Genomic DNA, 23,810 nt, shown 5'->3' with positions numbered 1-23,810 from the left:
TACGAATCATCAGGTTAGCATTTAAGCGGGAACAGTCTGAAAAGCTAAAAAATAAAAGTGCTTACACGATTCACCGTTTTTTTAGCGGGAATAAATATGACAGTATAAATACGCAGTAAGGAGTTTCTTAAAACCCGTTCATATATCACAAAAGGATTGTTTCGATGTCCAACAATGGCTCGTCACCGCTGGTGCTTTGGTATAACCAACTCGGCATGAATGATGTAGACAGAGTTGGAGGCAAAAATGCCTCCCTGGGTGAAATGATTACGAATCTGTCCAGTATGGGTGTCTCCGTACCGAATGGATTTGCGACTACCGCCGATGCTTTTAACTATTTTCTGGATCAAAGCGGCGTAAACCAGCGCATTTACGAACTACTGGATAACACGGACATTGATGATGTCTCCGAGCTTGCCAAAGCCGGGACCCAGATCCGCCAGTGGATCATCGATACACCTTTCCAGCCTGAACTGGAAAAAGCCATTCACGACGCCTACAACCAGCTCTCTGCTGATGATGCCCAGGCCTCCTTTGCCGTGCGCTCCTCTGCTACCGCAGAAGATATGCCGGACGCTTCGTTCGCCGGGCAGCAGGAAACCTTCCTCAACGTGCAGGGCTACGATGCCGTGCTGGTGGCGGTAAAACATGTGTTTGCCTCCCTGTTTAATGACCGCGCGATCTCCTATCGCGTGCATCAGGGTTATGACCACCGCGGCGTAGCGCTGTCGGCAGGCGTGCAGCGCATGGTGCGTTCGGATCTGGCCTCGTCAGGCGTGATGTTCTCTATTGATACCGAATCGGGTTTCGATCAGGTGGTCTTTATCACCTCCGCCTGGGGTCTGGGCGAGATGGTAGTGCAGGGTGCCGTTAACCCGGACGAGTTTTACGTTCACAAGCCAACCCTGGCAGCGGATCGCCCGGCAATCGTGCGTCGCACCATGGGTTCGAAAAAAATCCGCATGATCTATGCGCCGACCCAGGAGCATGGCAAGCAGGTGCGGATTGAAGATGTGCCGCAGGAGCAGTGCGACCGCTTCTCCCTGACCGATGCTGAAGTGCAGGAGCTGGCGAAGCAGGCGGTACAGATCGAGAAACACTATGGCCGTCCGATGGATATCGAGTGGGCCAAAGACGGTAATACCGGCAAGCTGTTTATCGTCCAGGCGCGTCCGGAAACCGTGCGTTCCCGCGGTCAGGTGATGGAGCGTTATACGCTTCACGCACAAGGCAACATCATTGCGGAAGGCCGTGCCATCGGCCACCGCATCGGCGCGGGTCCGGTGAAGGTGATCCACGACATCAGCGAAATGAACCGTATCCAGCCGGGCGACGTGCTGGTGACCGACATGACCGACCCGGACTGGGAACCGATCATGAAAAAGGCGGCGGCGATTGTCACCAACCGCGGCGGCCGTACCTGTCACGCGGCAATCATCGCCCGTGAGCTGGGCATCCCGGCCGTCGTCGGCTGTGGCGATGCTACCGAGCGCATGAAGGACGATCAGAACGTCACCGTCTCCTGTGCCGAAGGCGATACCGGCTACGTCTACGCCGAGATCCTCGACTTCAGCGTGAAGAGCTCCAGCGTCGACACCATGCCGGATCTGCCGCTGAAGATCATGATGAACGTCGGTAACCCGGACCGCGCTTTTGACTTCGCCTGCCTGCCAAACGAAGGCGTCGGCCTGGCGCGTCTGGAGTTCATCATCAACCGCATGATCGGGGTTCACCCGCGCGCGCTGCTGGAGTTTGACGACCAGGATCCGAAGCTGCAGAAAGAGATCCGCGAGATGATGAAGGGTTACGACTCGCCGAAAGAGTTCTACGTCGGCCGTCTGACCGAAGGGATCGCCACCCTGGGCGCGGCGTTCTACCCGAAACGCGTCATCGTGCGTCTCTCCGACTTCAAATCTAACGAATACGCCAACCTGGTGGGCGGCGAGCGTTACGAGCCGGAAGAAGAGAACCCGATGCTGGGCTTCCGCGGTGCCGGTCGTTATGTCTCTGACAGCTTCCGCGACTGCTTTGCGCTGGAGTGCGAGGCGGTAAAACGCGTGCGCAACGACATGGGGCTGACCAACGTCGAGATCATGGTGCCATTCGTGCGTACCGTCGATCAGGCGAAAGCGGTAGTCGACGAGCTGGCGCGTCAGGGGCTGAAGCGCGGCGAGAACGGACTCAAGATCATTATGATGTGTGAGATCCCGTCCAACGCCCTGCTGGCAGAGCAGTTCCTGGAACACTTCGACGGTTTCTCTATCGGCTCCAACGATATGACGCAGCTGGCGCTGGGCCTGGACCGCGACTCCGGCGTAGTCTCTGCGCTGTTTGATGAGCGTAACGACGCGGTCAAAGCGCTGCTGTCGATGGCCATCCGAGCCGCCAAGAAACAGGGCAAGTACGTGGGTATCTGCGGTCAGGGACCGTCCGACCACGAAGACTTTGCCGCCTGGCTGATGGAAGAGGGGATCGATAGCCTGTCCCTGAACCCGGATACCGTGGTGCAAACCTGGCTGAGCCTGGCGGAACTGAATAAGTAACGTCACGCTTGCTGTAAGGCATAAAGGCGAGGACTTTGGTCCTCGCCTTTTTTATCTTATCGGCTTCCCATCCTTTCTGCTTATGCGTATGTCTCTGATGTTCTAACTTTTATGTGGTGCTTAATCTATTGCAAGTAATCATTGTTATTTATTCAATGTAATTATTTTTCTTTTAATATCGTTTGCGGGGGTAAAATTAATAAAAACTAATGTAATGTCTGTTTTTCAATCACTCAGGGATTATATGTTCTGCCTTACATATTATTACACATGTAGTATTTTTTCGTGAAATAAGTTAATTTGTTGTATTTTAGCTATTAGTGCCATTATGAAAACATTCTCAATATTATCAGTAGCTTGATAATTTTAGCTTTAGTTAAATAGATGTAATTGGAAATTAATTATTAATCCTGTCTTAATGTATTTGTGCTGATCTTTATTGCAAGTATTTGCCAGTTAAGAATAGTCCCTGCACACTTAGCATCATAAGTGCTGGGGGCGGAAGGTTATGACGAATGATTTCAATTAATTTGATACTTGTGATGGTATAGTAATGCGTGCTTGCTGATATGAAAAAATGGAAATGCGCTCTGTCAAAACTATACCACTTCAAAGCTTGATAAAACTCAGTGGCACTTTCAAAATTTTTAAGTGATTCTGAAACTGAAAATAGGTAAGGCGCCAGAATAAAAGGCGCTGAAATAAAGTAATAAGAGTGGTTAAGTTTTATTAATTCTTTTAGGAAATATATTTAATGAAAATTAAAGCCGTGGCTGTGGCTTGCGTCTGTTCAATGTCTTTATCTGCTTGCTGTTCTATTATGGATGGAACTAAACAGAAAGTAGCTATCAACACTGACGCACCTGCATTGTTCAGTGTAAAGAATGCTGATGGAATGGAGGTGGCTAAAGGCATTGCTCCTGCTACCGTAAATTTAAAACGTGGTGATGCTCCTTATCATGTTGAAGTGAGAAGAACGGAAACAAGCCCTGTTACCAGAGGGGATATTAACGATAGTAGCAATGGCTGGATGTGGGGCAACATTTTGTTCGGGGGATTAATTGGGATTGGCGTAGATCACTTTGATGGAGCCAGTCGTGAACTTGATAAGCAAATAACACTAGTCACCATGAAAGATCCTAATCACCCTGAACAGGATGCTAACGCTTTCCAGCATGTAGGGGCTTTGGGTGAAACGCCAGCAACCCCCATCACCATTAACAACACTATTAACAACAAACAGAGTTAATTATGTTGAAGTTCAAACCAGAATTAAAACCTGTCTGGAGAGCTAAACCCCTGGAGCAACGAATAGAGAACTGCAGAAGTAGAATAGAACAGATAGAGCAAGAGCTTGCTAAAGAACGTCGTTTGTTATCTTTGCTATTTGCTGAGGAACATTTAGCAAATACACCTGCACCAGAACCAGAGCGGCGAGTATTGTCCCAACGTGATATTGAAGGACAAGAACTCTTAGAGGAGTGCAGGGAAACAGCTAAGAAGTTTGGATTAGATTTCCCAATTTCTGAGCAATGGAACGCAAATATTAAAGAACTGCGTAGGCTTGGAATCCATGCTGATATTATGACCAAAGCAGAGTTCTGGTTAGAACAGTTGAAGAAGGCTAAGAAATGAAAGTTATCCCTACTGGAGTGTCTCAAAGCCAGTAGGGAGCAAATATGCCCTTAAAAATTGTAAAGCGTTAACAGAAGATTGATAGGAACATCATCAGTTTTAGCTTGAACGGCGCAAAATGGCTTGAGATTTGATCGGTATTCAAATACAGGAAACAAGTATTAATCGCGAACAGTGCAGAGAACTGTTAGTTAGAGACATAATAGAAACAGTAGCCAGTCAAATTAGCCGCCCTTATGGGCGGTTATCCCCTTCATTTGTCCCGGGTTTAGAGACTGCATATAAAATGTTTAAGTTAATGATATTTAAATGTAATTTCGGGGCCATTTACATAATGAAGTGCTTGTAAAACTGGATTCATAGTACTGTAACTTGCTGAAAAAGAATAAAAAAAAGCCCAACGTGGGAGTTGGGCAAAGACTACACACAGCAATTCGTTGTTTCACTCAGGGGATTTCCATGCTTATAAATCAAGGTGTTGTTGATTCATAACCGTGACCTAATAGTAGGCATGGGGAATTTTTGCGTCGATCAGATTCGTCTCAATAGTTTAAAGAAAGTGAAGATTTTATGAGAGGAATAAGGCATTTGCGAAGAAAAGCGGCTTTAGCCGCGCTTAATGAAAAATAGATTGATAAGTGATGCTTAACTTTCTGGTGGGCGAACCCACCAGAATGGGGATTTTACTTCTTCAGCGCTTCCTTCTCGTTGAGCGCCTCAAGCAGCACATCGGGATCGGTCGGCGGTGGCGGAACTTCATGCACCCAGGCGGAGAAGAGTCGCCAGGAGACCGCCAGCAGCACCGGCCCGATAAACAGACCGATCATCCCGAAGGCAATCAAGCCACCGATAACGCCGGAGAGGATCAGGATTAACGGCAGGTCAGCACCCATCCGAATCAGAATCGGGCGGATCACGTTATCCATGGTGCCCACCACGCAGCTCCAGACCAGCAGCACCGTGCCCCAGGTGGTGTCGCCGCTCCAGTAGAGCCAGACAATCGCCGGGACCAGCACCAGCAGGGGTCCCAGCTGCATCAGACAGGTTAACAGCATCAGCACCGTAAAGAGGGTGGCGTAAGGCACCCCGGAAATCGCCAGACCAATGCCGCCCAGCACCGACTGCACCAGCGCCGTCACGACCACGCCTAACGCCACCGCACGGACGGCCTGCGCCGCCAGCAGCATCGCCGCATCGCCACGCGCCGACGCCAGACGCGTCGCAAAATGACGAACCCCGAGCGCCACTTGCTCGCCGCGCCAGTAGAGCAGGGCGCTGAAGAGCAGCATCAGTACGCAGTGGACGACAAAGCGGCCCAGGTGCGCGGCGGTGCCGACAAACCAGGTGGTGGTAGCGCCAATATAGGGCCGCACCTTCGCCATAATGGCACTGCCACCCATATCCAGCAGGTTGTGCCAGCCGGCATATAGCTTATCGCCAATCAGCGGGATGTCATTCAGCCAGTCCAGCGTCGGCAGCGTCATATCCCCGCTGGTGATGCTGGAGATGAGCGGGCCGCTGCCGTCCACCAGGCTGTTCACCAGTAACGCCACCGGGATGACAAACAGCAGCACTAGCAGCAACGTCATCACCAGCACCGCCAGGGCGCGGCGACCAAACAGCAGGCGCTCTAAACGCAGAAACAGCGGCCAGGTGGCGATCACCACGGTACCCGCCCAGGCAAAGCCCAGAACGAAAGGCTGAACAATCCACAGACACGCAATAATCATGATTGCCAGAAACAGCACCGACAGCAAAATTTGCGCGACGTCCCTGGGCTGGTGTCGATTGACCATAGTTGAAATTTACCTTTGAAATACACCGGAAAGGCCGGTGAGAACAGGAAACTGCATCACTCTAATCATTAGTGATTTCAGCGATTTTTAACAGGCTGATTCTGCCTGTAATTCTGTCGGGCGCATATGAATAAAATGTGATACAAAATGTGAGACACAACGCAAACGATTATCTACAACTATTCAGATGGGGCAGGGTCGACAGTAATGATCCCACAAATTTCTCAGGCACCCGGCGTCGTTCAGCTGGTGCTCAATTTTTTGCAGGCTTTGGAGCAACAGGGTTTTACCGGCGATACCGCCACACGTTATGCCGACAGGCTGACCATGGCGACCGACAACAGTATCTACCAGCTACTTCCCGATGCCGTCGTTTTCCCCCGTTCTACCGCTGATGTGGCCCTGCTGGCCCGTCTGGCCTCCCAGGAGCGTTTCGCTTCGCTGATCTTTACCCCGCGCGGCGGCGGCACCGGCACCAATGGCCAGGCGCTGAATACCGGCATCGTTGTCGATATGTCCCGCTATATGAACCGCATCATTGAGATCAACCCGGAAGAGGGATGGGTGCGGGTAGAGGCCGGGGTGATCAAGGATCAGCTTAACCAGTACCTGAAGCCCTACGGCTACTTCTTTGCTCCGGAGCTGTCGACCAGTAACCGCGCCACCCTCGGCGGGATGATCAATACCGATGCCTCCGGTCAGGGATCGCTGGTGTACGGCAAAACCTCCGATCACGTCCTCGGCGTGCGGGCGGTGCTGCTGGGCGGCGATATTCTCGACACCCAGCCCATGCCGGTTGAACTGGCCGAGACGCTCGGCAAGGACAACACTACCACCGGGCGTATCTACCGCACCGTGCTGGAACGCTGCCGCGATAACCGCCAGCTGATTATCGACAAATTCCCGAAACTCAACCGCTTCCTGACCGGCTACGATCTGCGCCATGTCTTCAATGACGACCTCAGCCAGTTCGATTTGACCCGCATTCTGACCGGCTCCGAAGGAACGTTGGCCTTCATCACCGAGGCGCGTCTTGATATCACCCGTCTGCCAAAAGTGCGCCGTCTGGTGAACGTGAAGTACAACTCCTTTGACTCTGCGCTGCGTAATGCTCCCTTTATGGTCGAGGCCCGCGCACTGTCGGTCGAAACCGTCGACTCGAAAGTGCTTAACCTGGCGCGGGAAGATATCGTCTGGCACTCGGTCAGCGAGCTGATCGCCGACGTGCCCGATAAAGAGATGCTGGGCCTGAACATCGTTGAGTTTGCCGGTGATGACGCCGAACTGATCGAAAGCCAGGTCGCTGCCCTGTGCCAGCGGCTGGACGAGCTGATCGCCCGTGGCGAGGGTGGGGTAATTGGCTGGCAGCTGTGTAACGAGCTGGCCGGTATTGAGCGTATCTATGGGATGCGTAAAAAAGCGGTGGGCCTGCTGGGCAATGCCAAAGGGGCGGCCAAGCCGATCCCCTTTGCTGAAGATACCTGCGTCCCGCCGGAACATCTCGCCGACTATATTGTGGAGTTCCGCGCCCTGCTCGACAGCCACGGCCTGAGCTACGGCATGTTCGGCCATGTCGATGCCGGGGTGCTGCACGTTCGCCCGGCGCTGGACATGTGCGATCCCCAGCAGGAGATGCTGATGAAGCAGATCTCCGATGACGTGGTGGCGCTTACCGCCAAATACGGCGGCCTGCTGTGGGGCGAACACGGTAAAGGGTTCCGCGCGGAGTACAGCCCGGCCTTCTTTGGCGAAGCGCTGTTTGGCGAGCTGCGCAAGATCAAAGCGGCTTTCGACCCGGATAACCGCCTCAACCCGGGTAAAATCTGCCCGCCGGAGGGTCTCGATGCCCCGATGATGCAGGTGGATGCGGTGAAGCGCGGCACCTTCGATCGCCAGATCCCGATTGCGGTGCGCTCCTCCTGGCGCGGTGCGATGGAGTGTAACGGCAACGGTCTGTGCTTTAACTTCGATGCCAAAAGCCCGATGTGCCCGTCGATGAAGATCACCAGCAACCGTATCCACTCTCCGAAAGGGCGTGCGACCCTGGTGCGCGAGTGGCTGCGTCTGCTGGCCGACCGCGGCGTGGATCCGCTGGCGCTGGAGAAAGAGCTGCCGGAAAAACGCGCCAGCCTGCGCACCCTCGTTGAGCGCACCCGCAACAGCTGGCACGCGCGCAAAGGGGAGTACGATTTCTCTCACGAGGTGAAAGAGGCGATGTCCGGCTGTCTGGCCTGTAAAGCCTGCTCCACCCAGTGCCCGATTAAAATCGACGTGCCGGAGTTCCGTTCGCGCTTCCTCCAGCTCTATCACAGCCGTTATCTGCGTCCGATGCGCGACCATCTGGTGGCGACGGTGGAGAGCTATGCCCCGCTGATGGCCCGCGCGCCGCGCACCTTCAACTTCTTTATCAACCAGCCGCTGGTGCGCAAACTCTCCGAGAAGCATATCGGCATGATCGACCTGCCGCTGCTCTCCACGCCGTCGCTGCAGCGTCAGATGGTGGGCCACCGCTCCGCCAACCTGACCCTGGAACAGCTTGAAGCGCTGAGCCCGGAGCAGAAAGCGAAAACCGTGCTGGTGGTGCAGGATCCCTTTACCAGCTATTACGATGCGCAGGTGGTGGCGGACTTTATTCGGCTGGTGGAGCGGCTCGGCTATCAGCCGGTGCTGCTGCCGTTCTCTCCGAACGGTAAAGCCCAGCACATTAAAGGTTTCCTCAATCGGTTCGCCAAAACGGCGCAAAAGACCTCTGACTTCCTCAACCGTGTGGCGCAGCTGGGCATGCCAATGGTCGGCGTCGATCCGGCCCTGGTGCTCTGCTATCGCGATGAGTACAAGCAGACTCTCGGCGACAAGCGCGGCGACTTCCACGTCATGCTGGTGCACGAATGGCTTCCGGCGATTGTCGACGAGCAAACACCGCAGGAGACCAGCGGTGAATCCTGGTATCTGTTCGGCCACTGTACCGAAGTGACCGCCCTGCCGGGCGCGCCTTCTCAGTGGGCCACGATCTTTGCCCGCTTTGGGGCGAAGCTCGAGAGCGTCAGCGTCGGCTGCTGCGGCATGGCCGGGACCTACGGCCATGAGGTGGTGAACCACAAGAATTCGCTGGGGATCTATGAGCTCTCCTGGCACCAGGCGATGCAGCGTCTGCCGCGCAATCGCTGTCTGGCGACCGGCTACTCCTGCCGCAGCCAGGTCAAACGCGTCGAGGGCAGCGGCGTGCGCCATCCGCTGCAGGCTTTGCTGGAGATTATGGGATGATCTGGAAACGTGCCGTTACCCTGCAGGCGTTAAACGCCATGAGCGACGGGAACATGGTGGGGTTGCTGGACATCCAGTTTACCCGCATCGGCGAGGATGAACTGGAAGCCACCATGCCGGTGGACAGCCGCACCCATCAGCCGTTTGGCCTGCTGCACGGTGGGGCATCGGTAGTGCTGGCTGAAACCCTCGGCTCGGTGGCGGGCTATCTCTGCACCGAAGGGGAACAGAAGGTGGTAGGGCTGGAGGTCAATGCCAACCACATCCGTTCCGTGCGCAGCGGTCGGGTGCGCGGCGTCTGTCGCGCCCTGCATACCGGCGGGCGACATCAGGTGTGGCAGATTGATATCTTCGATGACCAGCAGCGTCTGTGCTGCTCATCGCGGCTGACCACTGCGGTGGTGTAAAAAGTAAGGCCGCGGAAGCGGCCTTTTGTTTATCTTCAATAATCGTCTCTGAGATCCTGCATCGCAGACAAAATAACCAGAGCAGTAATGACCACGGCAAGGACGGCGGTAATTAACAGTGCAGTAAGCATCTCCCCTCCTGTTGCTGGCCTTAATACAACAAGGATAGCGCACCCGCAGTCGGTCAAGCGCCCTCGCCGGGGCTGTTTCAGAATACGCTTACAGGTAAGAGCAGCCGTCTCGGTCCATTCCCTATCCCAAAAATAGGCATTTTCTATACATATTTTGCATTTATCCCCGATTGCCGCGAATCAATAACAAATCATCTTTCAGATCATAAAGTTAACCAAATGTGAACATCCCTGTTAACCCCCGTAGCAGGGTCTATGCTTAATGAAAGTAGCCAAAAAGGGCGGTTAAGCCGAATGCCCCTGCAACTGAGGGGTTGAAGTGATAATCATTATCACTAACATGGTGTTATGCCCTGGGGGCGCACTAGAAGAGGTGGATTTATGCAACAGCATTCAGAAACATTTGATCCGACAGAATTTGCGTGGCGTGGATTGTCACTAACACCGGCCGCCGCGGCGCACATCCGCGAGCTGGTGAGTAAACAGGCGGGCATGCTGGGCGTGCGGTTAGGCGTTAAGACCACCGGCTGCGCCGGATTTGGTTACGTACTGGATACCGTCAGCGAACCGGCGAAAGACGATCTGCTTTTCGAGCAGGACGGTGCCCGGCTCTATGTCCCTTTGCAGGCGATGCCGTTTATTGACGGTACAGAAGTGGATTACGTGCGCGAAGGCTTAAACCAGTTATTCAAATTCAATAACCCGAAAGCCCAGAACGAATGCGGCTGCGGCGAAAGTTTTGGGGTATAGGCGGTATTATGTCTCGACATACTGAAGCAACTGACGACGTCAACACCTGGTCCGGCGGCCATATTAATTACAAAGAGGGCTTCTTCACCCAATTGCAGACCGATGAGCTCGCAAAAGGGATCAACGAAGAGGTCATCCGCGCCATTTCTGCCAAGCGTAACGAGCCAGACTGGATGCTGGAGTTCCGCCTGAACGCGTTTAACGCCTGGCTGGAGATGGAAGAGCCGCACTGGCTGAAAGCGCATTACGACAAGCTGAACTATCAGGATTACAGCTACTACTCTGCGCCCTCGTGCGGCAACTGCGACGACACCTGCGCCTCCGAGCCGGGCGCGGTGCAGCAGACCGGCGCTAACGCCTTTTTAAGCAAAGAGGTGGAAGAGGCCTTCGAGCAGCTCGGTGTGCCGGTGCGCGAAGGGCGTGAGGTGGCGGTGGACGCCATCTTCGACTCCGTCTCGGTCGCCACCACCTACCGGGAGAAGCTGGGCGAGCAGGGGATCATCTTCTGCTCCTTTGGCGAAGCCATTCACGATCACCCCGAGCTGGTGAAGAAGTACCTCGGCACCGTAGTGCCGGGCAACGACAACTTCTTTGCGGCCCTGAACGCGGCGGTGGCCTCCGACGGCACCTTCATCTATGTGCCGAAAGGCGTGCGCTGCCCGATGGAGCTGTCGACCTATTTCCGCATCAACGCCGAGAAAACCGGCCAGTTTGAACGCACCATTCTGGTGGCCGATGAGGGTAGCTACGTCAGCTATATCGAGGGCTGTTCCGCCCCGGTACGCGACAGCTATCAGCTGCACGCCGCGGTGGTGGAGGTGATCATCCATAAAGACGCCGAGGTGAAATACTCCACGGTACAGAACTGGTTCCCTGGGGATAACAACACCGGCGGCATCCTGAACTTCGTCACCAAGCGCGCCCTGTGCGAAGGCGAAAACAGCAAGATGTCCTGGACCCAGTCGGAAACCGGCTCCGCCATCACCTGGAAGTACCCGAGCTGCATTCTGCGCGGGGATAACTCCATCGGCGAGTTCTACTCGGTGGCGCTGACCAGCGGGCATCAGCAGGCCGATACCGGCACCAAGATGATCCACATCGGTAAAAACACTAAATCGACCATCATCTCGAAAGGGATCTCGGCGGGCAAAAGCCAGAACAGCTACCGCGGGCTGGTCAAGATCATGCCGACCGCCACCAACGCGCGTAACTTTACCCAGTGCGACTCGATGCTGATTGGCCCGGACTGCGGGGCGCATACCTTCCCGTATGTCGAGTGCCGCAATAACAGCGCCCAGCTGGAGCACGAGGCCACCACCTCGCGGATCGGTGAAGATCAGCTCTTCTACTGCCTGCAGCGCGGCATCAGCGAAGAGGATGCCATTTCAATGATCGTGAACGGCTTCTGTAAGGATGTGTTCTCTGAACTGCCGCTGGAATTTGCCGTTGAAGCGCAGAAATTACTGGCGATCAGCCTTGAACACAGCGTCGGTTAAGGATTAAGGAAAGCACATGTTAAGCATTAAAGATTTACAGGTCAGTGTGGAAGATAAAGCGATCCTGCGCGGCCTGAGCCTGGACGTGCGTCCGGGGGAAGTCCACGCCATTATGGGGCCGAACGGCTCGGGGAAAAGTACGCTCTCGGCGACCCTCGCCGGGCGTGAAGATTACGAAGTGGTCGGCGGCTCGGTGGAATTCAAAGGCAAAGATCTGCTGGAGCTCTCACCGGAAGATCGTGCTGGCGAAGGCATTTTTATGGCCTTCCAGTATCCGGTGGAGATCCCCGGCGTCAGCAACCAGTTCTTCCTGCAGACTGCCCTCAATGCGGTGCGCAAATACCGTAGCGAAGAGGAGCTGGATCGCTTTGATTTTCAGGATCTGATGGAAGAGAAGATCCAGCTGCTGAAGATGCCGGAAGATCTGCTCACCCGCTCGGTCAACGTCGGTTTTTCCGGTGGGGAGAAGAAGCGTAACGACATTCTGCAGATGGCGGTGCTGGAGCCGGAGCTGTGCATCCTCGACGAAACCGACTCCGGGCTGGACATCGACGCCCTGAAGATTGTCGCCGACGGTGTTAACGCCCTGCGCGACGGCAAGCGGTCGTTCATCATCGTGACCCACTACCAGCGTATTCTCGATTACATCAAGCCGGACTACGTGCATGTGCTCTATCAGGGGCGGATTGTGAAATCCGGTGATTTCACGCTGGTGAAACAGCTGGAGGAGCAGGGCTATGGCTGGCTTAGCGAACAGCAGTAACGCGCTGCAGCAGTGGCATCGTCTGTTTGAGGCCCAGGGCGGGACGCGCTCGGAGCAGGCCCAGCAGCACCTGCAGCAGATGCTGCGTCTCGGATTGCCGACGCGTAAGCATGAGAACTGGAAATATACCCCGCTGGATGGGCTGCTGAACGGCGAGTTCGTAACCCGGCCCGCCAGCGTGACGGCAAGCGATCGCGATGCGTTGGCGCTCACCCTCGACGCTACGCGGCTGGTGTTTGTTGACGGGCGCTTTAGCCCGGAACTGAGCGACAGCACCGACGGCAGCGGGTTTGAGGTGGCGATCAACGACGAGCGCCATAGCCTGGCGGCACCGGTACAGCCGGAGCTGTTCCTGCATCTCACCGAGAGCCTGGCGCAGAGCGTGACCCATATTCGCGTGAAGCGTAACGCCCGCCCGGCGAAGCCGCTGCTGCTGATGCACATCACCCAGGGGCTGGAGGGGGAGGAGATCAACACTGCCCACTATCGCCACCATCTGGAACTGGGTGAAGGGGCTGAGGCGACCGTGATTGAGCACTACGCCAGCCTGACCCCTGCGCGGCACTTTACCGGCTCGCGCCTGACCATGAACGTGGCGGCCAACGCCCAGCTGCACCATATCAAGCTGGCGTTTGAGAATGCGGCGAGCCATCACTTCGCCCATAACGATCTGCTGCTCGCTGCCGATGCGGCGGCCTACAGCCACAGCTTCCTGCTGGGCGGTGCGGTACTGCGCCATAACACCAGCACCCAGCTCAACGGCGAAAACACTACGCTGCGCATCAACAGCCTGGCGATGCCGGTGAAAACCGAAGTGTGCGACACCCGTACCTGGCTCGAGCACAACAAGGGCTACTGCAACAGCCGTCAGCTGCACAAAACCATCGTCAGCGATAAGGGCCGGGCGGTCTTTAACGGGCTGATTAACGTGGTGCAGCACGCCATCAAAACCGACGGCCAGATGACCAACAACAATCTGCTGATGGGCCGGCTGGCGGAGGTGGACACCAAACCGCAGCTGGAAATCTACGCCGATGACGTGAAGTGCAGCCACGGGGCAACGGTGGGTCGCATTGATGATGAGCAGATGTTCTATCTGCGCTCCCGCGGTATTGATAAGCAGGCGGCAGAGAAAATGATCATTTACGCCTTTGCCGCCGAGCTGACCGAAGCGCTCGGAGATGAAACCTTAAGACAGCAGGTGCTGGCGCGTATCGGCCAGCGTCTGCCCGGAGGTGTGGCATGAGTTTTCCTGTAGAGAAAGTGCGGGCGGATTTCCCCGTCCTGACCCGTGAAGTGAACGGTCTGCCGCTTGCCTATCTCGACAGCGCCGCCAGCGCGCAAAAGCCCGCGCAGGTGATCGAGGCCGAGGCAGAGTTTTACCGGCACGGCTATGCGGCGGTGCATCGGGGGATCCACACCCTCAGCGCCGAAGCCACGCAGCGAATGGAGAACGTCCGTACCCGGGCGGCAGCCTTTTTGAATGCCCGCTCGCCGGAAGAGCTGGTATTTGTGCGCGGCACCACCGAAGGGATCAACCTGGTGGCGAACAGCTGGGGCAGCGCTGAAGTCCATGCGGGCGATAACATCATCATCAGCCAGATGGAGCACCATGCGAACATTGTGCCCTGGCAGATGCTGTGCGAGCGCGTCGGGGCCGAACTGCGGGTGATCCCGCTGAATCAGGACGGCACGCTCCAGCTTGAACAGCTGGATACCCTGCTGGACGAACGCACCCGGCTGGTGGCCATCACCCAAATCTCCAACGTGCTGGGCACCGAAAACCCGGTGGCAGAGATCATTGCTAAAGCCCATCGGGTCGGCGCGAAAGTGCTGGTGGACGGCGCGCAGGCGGTGATGCATCACACCGTGGACGTGCAGGCGCTGGACTGTGATTTTTACGTCTTCTCCGGGCATAAGCTCTACGGCCCGACCGGGATCGGCGTACTGTACGTCAAAGACGAAATCCTGCAGCAGATGCCACCGTGGGAAGGTGGCGGATCGATGATCGCCACCGTCAGCCTGAGCGAAGGCACCACCTATGCGCGCGCGCCGTGGCGTTTTGAAGCCGGAACGCCCAACACCGGCGGCATTATCGGGCTTGGGGCGGCGATGGAGTACGTTTCCGCCATTGGCCTTGATGCCATTGCCGAGTACGAGCAGACGCTGATGCATTACGCCCTGGCCGAGCTGGCCAGCGTGCCGGATCTGACGCTCTACGGCCCGGCCGATCGTCAGGGGGTGATCGCCTTTAACCTTGGCAAACACCACGCCTATGACGTCGGCAGTTTCCTCGATAACTACGGGGTGGCGGTGCGCACCGGACACCACTGCGCCATGCCGCTGATGGCGTTCTATCAGGTACCGGCGATGTGCCGCGCATCGCTGGTGATGTACAACACACTGGAAGAGGTCGACAGACTGGTGGCCGGGTTGAAAAGAATCCACCACCTGCTGGGCTAAAAGAGGGCAAGAGATGGCTGCATTGCCAGACAGAGATAAATTGCTGCGCAACTTTACCCGTTGCGCAAACTGGGAAGAGAAATACCTCTACATCATCGAGCTGGGGCAGCGTCTGCCTGCCCTCAGTGAAAGCGCGCGCATCCCTGAAAATAGTATTCAGGGCTGTCAGAGCCAGGTGTGGATAATAATGCACCAGAACGCGTCCGGAATGATTGAATTAGCGGGCGACAGTGATGCGGCAATAGTAAAAGGCCTTATTGCTGTCGTGTTTATTTTATATCAACAGATGTCCCCTCAGGATATTGTCGCTTTTGACGTGCGCCCGTGGTTTGAAAAAATGGCGCTTACCCAGCATTTAACGCCTTCCCGCTCTCAGGGGCTTGAGGCGATGATCCGCGCAATCCGCACCAAAGCCGCCAACATTAGCTAAACTTACAGGACAGCTATCATTCTGTTTCACGAGGTGGTTCCCGCCTCGTGGGTTTTTCAGCATTCTGACGCTCAGTCAGTGAATAAGGAATCTCAGCATGAAGCGCGCGTCCCTTGTAACTCTTATTCTCTTTGGTTCGCTCAGCGCGCTTAATAGCGCCTGGGCGGTGGATTATCCCTTGCCACCGGCAGGCAGTCGGCTTATCGGGCAAAATCAGACCTATGTGATTCAGGAAGGCGATAATAAGCTGCAGTCCATTGCGCGCCGGTTTAATACCGCTGCGCACCTAATCCTCGAAACCAATAATACTATCGCCCCGGTCTATCCGGCGCCGGGAACGCAGATCACCATTCCATCGCAAATGCTGTTGCCGGACACTCCCCGGGAGGGGATCGTGGTGAACCTGGCGGAGCTGCGGCTCTACTTCTATCCGCCGGGGGAAAATATCGTGCAGGTCTATCCGTTGGGGATAGGCCAACTGGGTCTGGAAACGCCGGTGACCGTCACCCGCATTAGCCAGAAAATCCCTAATCCTACCTGGACCCCCACAGCGGGCATCAGAGCGCGCTCGCTGGAGCAGGGCATCAAGCTGCCCCCGGTGGTACCCGCCGGGCCGAATAACCCGCTGGGGCGCTTTGCGCTGCGTCTGGGCGTGGGTAACGGTGAGTACCTGATCCACGGCACCAGCGCACCGGATAGCGTTGGGCTGCGCGTCAGCTCCGGCTGTATGCGCATGAATGCGCCGGATATCAAAGCGCTCTTCGCCCAGACCTCGGTCGGCACGCGGGTGCAGATCATCAACGAGCCGGTGAAGTTCTCGGTTGAGCCGGACGGTAAACGCTACGTTGAAGTGCATCGTCCACTGGCGTCGGTGGAGGGGGAAAACCCGCAAACCCTGGCGATCGCGCAATCCAGTGCGCTTGCATCCTTTATGGCGCAGAGCGGTAGCGATAAGACGTTAGTGAACAAAGCGTTGTCGCGTCGGGCAGGGATCCCAGTGGTGGTATCGACTGGGGCCGGGCCGCAGGTCGAGAGTACGGGGTTGTCAGCCCGTAATACGCAACTGCCGGTGGCAGCGACTCAGGGTGGGCATGAAGTGGCGATTCAGTAAAGCGAAATTCAGGGTAAAAAAAATGGCGCACAATGTGCGCCATTTTATTAACACAGGTACTATTACTTACGGTATTTAGTAGCCTGGTTGTCCAGACGCTGGTTAGCGCGTGCTGCGTCATCTTTAGCAGCCTGAACGTCGGAACGCATTGCGTTCACGTCGTTGCTCAGCTGGTCAACTTTAGCGTTCAGAGTCTGAACGTCAGAAGACAGCTGATCGATTTTAGCATTGCTGGAGCAACCTGCCAGCAGAGTAGAACCCAGGATTACCGCGCCCAGTACCAGTTTAGTACGATTCATTATTAATACCCTCTAGATTGAGTTAATCTCCATGTAGCGTTACAAGTATTACACAAAGTTTTTTAGGTTGAGAATATTTTTTTGATGGGAATATGCCTATTTTTGATCGTTCGCTCAAAGAAACACCTGTTTTGACTTTTTCGTGAAAAATATTGTGCAAAAACAGACAATTTTCATCGGATTCATCTTAGAAAACGTACCCGTTAAATAGAAAAACCCGATTTGCTTTTTTAATAAGTTTGGTTGATAGCGGAAATAAAAAAAGCGCCCCGAAGGACGCTTTTTATACAAATTAATTCGTTCGATATTATTACAGGACGTGAACAGATGCGGTATTAGTGGTGCCGCTTGGTACCAGCGCGCCAGAAACCATCACCACAACGTCACCTTTCTGCGCCAGGCCACGCTCAACCAGCTGCAGGGCCACTTCTTTACCCAGACGGTAGAAATCATCGGTAGAGGCGATCTCTTTCACCAGGTGCGGCACAACGCCTTTGCTCAGCACCAGCTGACGGGCGGTGGTTTCGTTGGTGGTCAGCGCGAGGATAGTCGCATCCGGGAAGTATTTGCGCACAGCGCGAGCAGATTTACCGCCCTGAGTGGCAACCACGATCAGTGGCGCTTCCAGTTTCTCAGCGGTTTCTACCGCACCGCGGCATACCGCTTCGGTAATGCGCAGCTTACGGCTGTCGTTGTTGTAGTCCAGACGGCTTTTCATCACGCGGTCAGTACGCTCGCAGATGGTGGCCATGATGGAAACGGCTTCCAGCGGGTATTTACCCTTCGCGGATTCACCGGACAGCATTACTGCATCGGTACCGTCAAGGATGGCGTTCGCTACGTCACCGGCTTCTGCGCGGGTTGGACGTGGGTTTTTGATCATCGAATCCAGCATCTGGGTCGCGGTGATTACCACTTTACGTGCGCGAACACACTTCTCGATCATCATCTTCTGCGCGAAGATCACTTCTTCAACCGGGATCTCAACGCCCAGGTCACCACGTGCAACCATGATGCCGTCTGACGCTTCGAGGATTTCGTCGAAGTTGTTCAGGCCTTCCTGGTTTTCGATTTTGGAGATGATCTGGATGTGCTCGCCGCCGTGCGCTTTGAGGTGCTCACGGATTTCAACCACGTCAGAACGCTTACGGATGAAGGACGCAGCAACGAAATCAACGCCTTGCTCGCAGCCGAAGATCAGGTCCTGTTTGTCTTTTTCTGCCAGAGCAGGCAGGGCGATGGAAACGCCTGGCAGGTTAACGCCTTTGTTTTCGCCGAGGTCGCCGTTGTTCAGCACTTTACAAACAACGTTTTTGCCTTCGATAGCGGTGACTTCCATACCGATCAGGCCATCGTCCACCAGGACGGTGTTGCCAACGGACAGATCGCTGGTGAAGCCTTCATAAGTCACAGCAACGATTTCGCTGTTGCCGACAACGGACTTGTCAGTGGTGAAGGTGAAAGTCTGTCCCGCTTTCAGCGAAACGTCATTACCGCCTTCCAGTTTAATGGTACGAATTTCTGGACCTTTGGTATCCAGCAGGATTGCTGCTTTTTTACCGGTCTTGCTCATCACGTTGCGCAGGTTCTGGATGCGCTGACCGTGTTCAGCATAGTCACCGTGAGAGAAGTTCAGACGCATAACGTTCATGCCGGCGTCCAGCATTTTGGTCAGCATCTCTTCAGATTCGGTTTTCGGGCCGATGGTGCAAACAATTTTCGTCTTTTTCATGACAGTCTTAGTCTTTAAGTTGGGAAGGATATGGAAATCTCGCTCCAGGGGCGCACTGCCGCGGAGTCAAACCTGTGTTGCAAAATCGTATATGACACGCACTAAGGATAGGAGACATCAAATGAGCGTGCAGAAGAAAGTGTGCCTGAGTGACAGCCCAACGAAGGAGAGGAGAAGTTGTACGTTGTTTTTTGTATTCCAAGCGCTGAAACCATTCACCAGGGATTAGGCGCACATTATACGCTTAAAAATGCGCAAAAGGGAAAGAAAAACAGCGTTTCAAAAATATTATATGCCGTTTCACAACGGATTGTTATCAAGGCGTTAAGGCATGATGACAACCTATGGCGGCAGGCGAGGGGCCTGCCGTTTTTTGGTTAATCTTTCAGCGCCTGACTGAGATCGGCAATCAGATCCTGCGCATCTTCGATCCCCACCGACAGGCGGATCAGCTGCGGGGTAATGCCGTTTGCCAGCCGCTGTGCTAAGGGGATTGACGCGTGGGTCATGCTGTAAGGCTGGCTGACCAGGCTCTCCACCCCGCCCAGGCTTTCCGCGAGGGTGAACAATTTCAGCTTGCGGATCACGTCACCGGCACGTTGCGCATCCCCTTTCACCACAATGGAAATCATCCCGCCCGGCAGTGCCATCTGGCTGCGGGCCAGCTGATACTGCGGGTGTGATTCCAGGCCCGGATAAAACACCTTTTCCACCTGCGGATGCTGCTCGAGCCACTGTGCCAGCGTCTGGGCGTTAGCGCTGTGTTTTTCGACGCGCAGGGAGAGGGTGCGAATACCCCGCAGGGTCAGGAAGCTGCTGAAGGGATCCAGAACCCCGCCGACGGCGTTTTGCAGATAGCCGAGCTTTTCGGCCAGGGTCGGGTTATCACCCACCACCGCCAGTCCGGCCACTACGTCCGAGTGGCCGTTCAGGTATTTGGTGGCAGAGTGCACCACAATATCAAAACCTGACTCCAGCGGACGGTGAATGACCGGCGAGGCAAAGGTGTTATCCGCCACGCTGATGAGATTATGCCGATGCGCAATAGCGGCGATAGCGTTGAGATCGGCCAGCTTCAGCAGCGGGTTGGTCGGGGTTTCCACCCACAGCATCCGGGTTTCCGGGCGGATCGCCGCCTCCAGCCCGGCCAGATCGTCCGGTTTGACCCAGCTGACCTGCAGCCCGGTGCTGCGTTTGCGCACGTTCTCAATCAGGCGGTAAGTTCCGCCATACACATCGTCAATGGCGACAATGTGGCTGTCTTTGTCCAGCAGTTCGAGCACGGTAGAAATGGCCGCCAGGCCGGAGGCAAAGGCGTAGCCCCGCGTGCCGCCCTCCAGTTCGGCGATGGCGGTTTCCAGCGCATGACGGGTCGGGTTGCCGCTGCGGGAATATTCGTAGCCGGTGTGTTCCCCCGGCGACGGTTGCGCAAACGTCGAGGTGGCGTAAATGGGCGGCATGACCGCACCGTGTTGATCGTTAAATTCGCCGCTGTGGACGCTCAGGGTCGCTAAGTTTTTCATCATTATTCCTTTATGGCTGGAGACGGTTGCGCCAGGCGGTCAGCACGTCGCTGCGCGTGATCAGGCCCAGAAAACGGTCGTTGTCATTAATTACGGCCACCAGGCCACGGTCGAAGATGGCGTGCAGGGCGCTCTCCGGGGCGTGCTTATCGAGGAACTCAACCTGCCGGGTCATTGCCGCCGTCACCGGCAGGGCGAAACGCTCCCCCTCGCCGCCGATATGGCGCAAGAGATCCCACTCATCGATGATGCCGACGACCCGACCGTTTTCCAGCACCGGCAGCTGGGAGATGTCATACAGACGCATGCGTGCCAGCACGGTGGAGAGGGTGTCATCCGGGGCGGCGGTGACGGTGGCACCTTCATCGTGACGCAGGGCGATGTAATCCGAGAGATCCCCCGCCTGCGGGCGGGCGATCAGCCCCTGCTGCCGCATCCAGTCGTCGTTGAACATCTTCGAAAGGTATTTGTTGCCGCTGTCGCAGGCGAAGGTCACCACGCGCTTCGGCGTAGTCTGGGCCTGACAATATTTCAGCGCCGCGGCCAGCAGAGTGCCGCTGGAGGAGCCCGCCAGAATGCCTTCCGTTTTCAGCAGATCGCGGGCGGTGGTGAAGGCTTCCCGGTCGGTGATCCGCCAGGCGCGATTCACCCCTTCGATGTGGGCCAGCGGCGGGATAAAGTCTTCGCCTATCCCCTCCACCAGCCAGGATCCGGCATCCTGATAGCGTCCGGTCTCCACCTGGTCGGCCAGCACCGACCCGGCCGGATCGGCAAGCACAAACTCCGTCTGCGGGGAGTGTTCCGCAAACCACGCCTGCAGGCCGCCCAGCGTCCCGCCGGAGCCGACGCCAACCACGATGGCGTCAATCTTCCCCTCGAGCTGCTCAAAGAGTTCCGGCGCGGTGGTGGTGCGGTGCGCCAGCGGGTTGGCTTCGTTATTAAACTGGTCGATATAGAATGCGCCCGGCAGCTCGTTCGCCAGACGCTGAGCGTAATCCTGATAATAGGCCGGATGGCCTTTATTAACGTCCGAGCGGGTCAGTACCACCTGAGCCCCCAGCGCGCGCAGGTGGAAAATCTTCTCGCGGCTCATTTTGTCCGGCACCACCAGGATCAGCGAGTAGCCTATCTGGGCCGCAATCAGCGCCAGACCCAGCCCCGTATTGCCTGCCGTGGCCTCAATAATGGTGCCGCCGGGCTGGAGCTGGCCGCTGCGCTCGGCTTCGTTAATCATCGACAGCGCGACGCGGTCTTTAATTGAGCCACCGGGGTTCTGGTTTTCCAGCTTCAGAAACAGCGAGCAGGGGCCGGTATCCAGCTTGTGTAACTGGATGAGGGGCGTCTGGCCAATCAGTTCGGTGACGGAGTGGTAAATCGTCATGATGTTTTCCTGTCAGAGGGTCATGACCGGATGATAGGGCCGTAAAATTTTCTCTATAAAGAACGTTTCACTGCCTTTTAGAACAGAAATGAATATTCATCATGATTTCAGAAGTAAGGACAGCAAGACGTAAAGTTGTCCGGATGTCAGGATGGCTGAATCCGCATGAAATGCTGTAAAAATAGCCATTTTTGCCGGGAAGGGGCTGTGGGATATGCATCTGGCAGATAATGATTGCTGAAATTCATCTAAATCCTCTGCGGCCAGTCATTCCGCTCGTTATTCCTTGCTGTTATAAGAAATTCCTTTTTGGTCATTTCAAACCTGATAACGGCTGTTTACTATCTTTTGGACATCCATACTGCTAAACTGCCATGAGCGACGGATCACGATAAGAATGATAGTACTCAGGAATATTTCGAAGATTTTTGACAACGGAAAAGTGGCGCTGACGGCCGTTGATAACGTGAACCTGACGATAGAGCAGGGACAGATTTATGGAATTATTGGCTACAGCGGTGCCGGTAAAAGCACCTTAATCCGCCTGCTCAACGGGCTGGAAAAACCGACCGCCGGCAGCGTGACTATTAACGGGCAGGACATCTCCGCCGCCAAAGGCGAAACCCTGCGCCAGGCGCGGCTGAAGATCAGTATGGTGTTCCAGCACTTCAACCTGCTGTGGTCCCGCACCGTGAGCGAGAACATCGCCTTCTCGATGCAGATTGCCGGGGTGCCCAAAGCCAGAATTAACGCCCGCGTGGCGGAACTGGTGGAGCTGGTGGGGCTGAAAGGCCGCGAACAGGCTTACCCGTCCCAGCTCAGCGGTGGGCAAAAGCAGCGCGTCGGCATTGCCCGCGCGCTGGCAAATAACCCGGATGTGCTGCTCTGCGACGAAGCCACCTCAGCGCTGGATCCGCAGACTACCGATCAGATCCTCGATCTGCTCCTCGACATTAATCGTCGCTTCAAGCTGACCATCGTGCTCATCACCCATGAGATGCACGTGGTGCGCAAAATCTGTGACCGCGTGGCGGTGATGGAAAACGGCAAAGTCGTGGAAGAGGGCGAGGTGCTGCAGGTCTTCACCCACCCGCAGCAGCCGATTACGCAACAGTTTGTCCGTCAGGTCAGCCAGTACGCTGAAGAAGAGACGTTCAACACCGAGCTGGCGAACGAGCTGGAAGGCACCGTCATCAAGCTGACATTCACCGGCCACAGTACCCACAAGCCGATTGTCGGGGAGCTGACCCTGCGCTACGGCCTGCCGTTTAACATCCTGCACGGCAAAATGACGCAAACCGCCCACGGCGTGTTCGGCCAGCTCTGGCTGCACGTGGTGGCAACCGAAGAACAACTGAACAATATCCTCGCCGACCTGCAGCACAGTGATATTGAAGGCGAGGTAGTTAAACATGGCTGAGAATCTCTTCCCGCACCTGAAATGGGACCAGCTCTGGGCCGCCACCCTGGAAACGCTGTACATGACGGCCCTCTCCGGCGTCGCGACCTTTGTGCTCGGGCTGGTCCTCGGCCTGGCGCTGTTTTTAACCGCCCGGGGTGGCATGTTCCACAACCGCACGGTCTACAGCGTGATTTCGATTGTGGTGAACGTGTTCCGTTCTATCCCGTTCATCATCCTGATTGTGCTGCTGATCCCCTTCACCAAAACCGTGGTGGGGACCATCCTCGGGGCGAATGCCGCGCTGCCCGCGTTGATAGTCGGTGCCGCGCCGTTCTATGCACGTCTGGTGGAGATTGCCCTGCGTGAAGTGGACAAAGGGGTGATCGAGGCGACGCGCTCAATGGGTGCCCGACTGAGCACCTTAATTTTTCGGGTTTTACTGCCGGAATCATCACCTGCCCTGGTCTCTGGGATCACGGTAACGCTGATTGCGCTGGTCAGTTACAGCGCAATGGCGGGGGTGATTGGTGCCGGTGGTCTGGGAAATCTGGCTTATCTGGAAGGATTCCAACGCAACCATGGTGACGTCACGCTGGTGGCAACGGTGACCATATTGATCATCGTTTTCATTATCCAGTTCTGCGGCGACATCATCACATCACTGTTAGATAAAAGATAAACACT

21 protein-coding genes and 1 other RNA gene are annotated in these 23,810 nt (G+C 55.7%); 15 read left to right on the top strand and 7 right to left on the bottom strand.

Going from position 1 to position 23,810, the window contains the following annotated elements; genetic code table 11:
• Positions 1–164 precede the first annotated feature (164 nt).
• The 3 genes from ppsA to WFO70_RS07275 all read left to right on the top strand — a co-directional run bounded on the left by ppsA (position 165) and on the right by WFO70_RS07275 (position 4,178).
• Complete coding sequence (gene ppsA, locus WFO70_RS07285; RefSeq protein WP_337015427.1) at positions 165–2,543, top strand: phosphoenolpyruvate synthase; 2,379 nt, start codon at positions 165–167, stop codon at positions 2,541–2,543.
• A 754-nt stretch (positions 2,544–3,297) separates the two neighbouring features.
• Positions 3,298–3,792: a hypothetical protein gene (locus WFO70_RS07280; RefSeq protein WP_337015426.1), complete on the top strand. Its 495-nt coding sequence runs from the start codon at positions 3,298–3,300 to the stop codon at positions 3,790–3,792.
• Between the two features lie 2 nt (positions 3,793–3,794).
• Positions 3,795–4,178: a hypothetical protein gene (locus WFO70_RS07275; protein ID WP_337015425.1), complete on the top strand. Its 384-nt coding sequence runs from the start codon at positions 3,795–3,797 to the stop codon at positions 4,176–4,178.
• A 385-nt stretch (positions 4,179–4,563) separates the two neighbouring features.
• Here WFO70_RS07275 and rprA read toward each other — a convergent pair.
• Positions 4,564–4,674, bottom strand: an RNA gene (gene rprA, locus WFO70_RS07270) — antisense sRNA RprA.
• A gap of 187 nt (positions 4,675–4,861) precedes the next feature.
• Positions 4,862–5,974, bottom strand: a complete 1,113-nt coding sequence (ydiK, locus tag WFO70_RS07265; RefSeq protein WP_337015424.1) for an AI-2E family transporter YdiK — start codon at positions 5,972–5,974, stop codon at positions 4,862–4,864.
• Between the two features lie 207 nt (positions 5,975–6,181).
• Here ydiK and ydiJ point away from each other — a divergent pair, with 207 nt between their 5' ends.
• The 9 genes from ydiJ to ldtE all read left to right on the top strand — a co-directional run bounded on the left by ydiJ (position 6,182) and on the right by ldtE (position 16,789).
• Positions 6,182–9,238: a D-2-hydroxyglutarate dehydrogenase YdiJ gene (gene ydiJ / locus WFO70_RS07260; RefSeq protein ID WP_337015423.1), complete on the top strand. Its 3,057-nt coding sequence runs from the start codon at positions 6,182–6,184 to the stop codon at positions 9,236–9,238.
• On the top strand, positions 9,235–9,645 hold the full coding sequence (menI, locus tag WFO70_RS07255; protein WP_337015422.1) for a 1,4-dihydroxy-2-naphthoyl-CoA hydrolase: 411 nt from the start codon (positions 9,235–9,237) through the stop codon (positions 9,643–9,645). The genes ydiJ and menI overlap by 4 nt, the downstream gene beginning before the upstream one ends.
• A 512-nt stretch (positions 9,646–10,157) precedes the next feature.
• The gene (gene sufA / locus WFO70_RS07250; RefSeq protein ID WP_106993654.1) at positions 10,158–10,526 is read left to right on the top strand and encodes a Fe-S cluster assembly scaffold SufA; all 369 of its coding nucleotides are present in this window, start codon (positions 10,158–10,160) and stop codon (positions 10,524–10,526) included.
• 8 nt (positions 10,527–10,534) lie between these two features.
• Positions 10,535–12,022, top strand: coding sequence for a Fe-S cluster assembly protein SufB (gene sufB, locus WFO70_RS07245; protein WP_337015420.1), 1,488 nt, complete (start codon positions 10,535–10,537; stop codon positions 12,020–12,022).
• Positions 12,023–12,038: 16 nt separating this feature from the next.
• Positions 12,039–12,785: a Fe-S cluster assembly ATPase SufC gene (sufC, locus tag WFO70_RS07240; protein WP_333849953.1), complete on the top strand. Its 747-nt coding sequence runs from the start codon at positions 12,039–12,041 to the stop codon at positions 12,783–12,785.
• Positions 12,760–14,031 carry a Fe-S cluster assembly protein SufD gene (sufD, locus tag WFO70_RS07235; protein WP_337015419.1) on the top strand — a complete coding sequence of 424 codons (1,272 nt, stop codon included), beginning with the start codon at positions 12,760–12,762 and terminating at the stop codon, positions 14,029–14,031. Before sufC ends, sufD begins: the two co-directional genes overlap by 26 nt.
• Entirely contained in the window at positions 14,028–15,248 is a 1,221-nt protein-coding gene (sufS, locus tag WFO70_RS07230; protein WP_337015418.1) for a cysteine desulfurase SufS, read from the top strand. The genes sufD and sufS overlap by 4 nt, the downstream gene beginning before the upstream one ends.
• A 13-nt stretch (positions 15,249–15,261) precedes the next feature.
• Positions 15,262–15,678, top strand: coding sequence for a cysteine desulfuration protein SufE (sufE, locus tag WFO70_RS07225; protein WP_337015417.1), 417 nt, complete (start codon positions 15,262–15,264; stop codon positions 15,676–15,678).
• A 97-nt stretch (positions 15,679–15,775) separates the two neighbouring features.
• Complete coding sequence (gene ldtE / locus WFO70_RS07220; RefSeq protein WP_337015416.1) at positions 15,776–16,789, top strand: L,D-transpeptidase LdtE; 1,014 nt, start codon at positions 15,776–15,778, stop codon at positions 16,787–16,789.
• 62 nt (positions 16,790–16,851) lie between these two features.
• Here the strand turns inward: ldtE and lpp are convergent, their stop codons facing one another.
• The 3 genes from lpp to ynhH all read right to left on the bottom strand — a co-directional run bounded on the left by lpp (position 16,852) and on the right by ynhH (position 19,055).
• Entirely contained in the window at positions 16,852–17,088 is a 237-nt protein-coding gene (lpp, locus tag WFO70_RS07215) for a murein lipoprotein Lpp (protein ID WP_001082307.1), read from the bottom strand.
• A 310-nt stretch (positions 17,089–17,398) separates the two neighbouring features.
• Entirely contained in the window at positions 17,399–18,820 is a 1,422-nt protein-coding gene (gene pykF, locus WFO70_RS07210) for a pyruvate kinase PykF (RefSeq protein WP_337015415.1), read from the bottom strand.
• 7 nt (positions 18,821–18,827) lie between these two features.
• Positions 18,828–19,055 (bottom strand): protein YnhH, encoded by a 228-nt coding sequence (gene ynhH, locus WFO70_RS22480; protein ID WP_442913357.1) that lies wholly within the window; start codon positions 19,053–19,055, stop codon positions 18,828–18,830.
• Between ynhH and WFO70_RS07205 the strand changes: the two genes are divergently transcribed.
• Positions 18,998–19,201 (top strand): hypothetical protein, encoded by a 204-nt coding sequence (locus WFO70_RS07205; RefSeq protein ID WP_337015414.1) that lies wholly within the window; start codon positions 18,998–19,000, stop codon positions 19,199–19,201. The genes ynhH and WFO70_RS07205 overlap by 58 nt on opposite strands.
• Here the strand turns inward: WFO70_RS07205 and WFO70_RS07200 are convergent.
• Together WFO70_RS07200 and WFO70_RS07195 are read right to left on the bottom strand one after the other, a co-directional pair.
• The gene (locus WFO70_RS07200) at positions 19,198–20,343 is read right to left on the bottom strand and encodes a trans-sulfuration enzyme family protein (RefSeq protein ID WP_337015413.1); all 1,146 of its coding nucleotides are present in this window, start codon (positions 20,341–20,343) and stop codon (positions 19,198–19,200) included. The two genes, WFO70_RS07205 and WFO70_RS07200, sit on opposite strands and share 4 nt — an antisense overlap.
• Positions 20,344–20,353: 10 nt before the next feature.
• Positions 20,354–21,724, bottom strand: a complete 1,371-nt coding sequence (locus tag WFO70_RS07195; protein WP_337015412.1) for a pyridoxal-phosphate dependent enzyme — start codon at positions 21,722–21,724, stop codon at positions 20,354–20,356.
• A 397-nt stretch (positions 21,725–22,121) separates the two neighbouring features.
• On the opposite strand from WFO70_RS07195, the gene WFO70_RS07190 reads away from it, so the two are divergent.
• Both WFO70_RS07190 and WFO70_RS07185 read left to right on the top strand, forming a co-directional pair.
• Positions 22,122–23,144, top strand: a complete 1,023-nt coding sequence (locus tag WFO70_RS07190; protein WP_337015411.1) for a methionine ABC transporter ATP-binding protein — start codon at positions 22,122–22,124, stop codon at positions 23,142–23,144.
• Positions 23,137–23,805: a methionine ABC transporter permease gene (locus WFO70_RS07185; RefSeq protein ID WP_032617773.1), complete on the top strand. Its 669-nt coding sequence runs from the start codon at positions 23,137–23,139 to the stop codon at positions 23,803–23,805. The genes WFO70_RS07190 and WFO70_RS07185 overlap by 8 nt, the downstream gene beginning before the upstream one ends.
• The last annotated feature ends 5 nt before the right edge of the window (positions 23,806–23,810 follow it).

It is taken from the genome of Leclercia sp. AS011 (assembly GCF_037152535.1).
Lineage (GTDB): Bacteria > Pseudomonadota > Gammaproteobacteria > Enterobacterales > Enterobacteriaceae > Enterobacter.
This window is presented reverse-complemented; position numbering and strand designations above follow the sequence as displayed.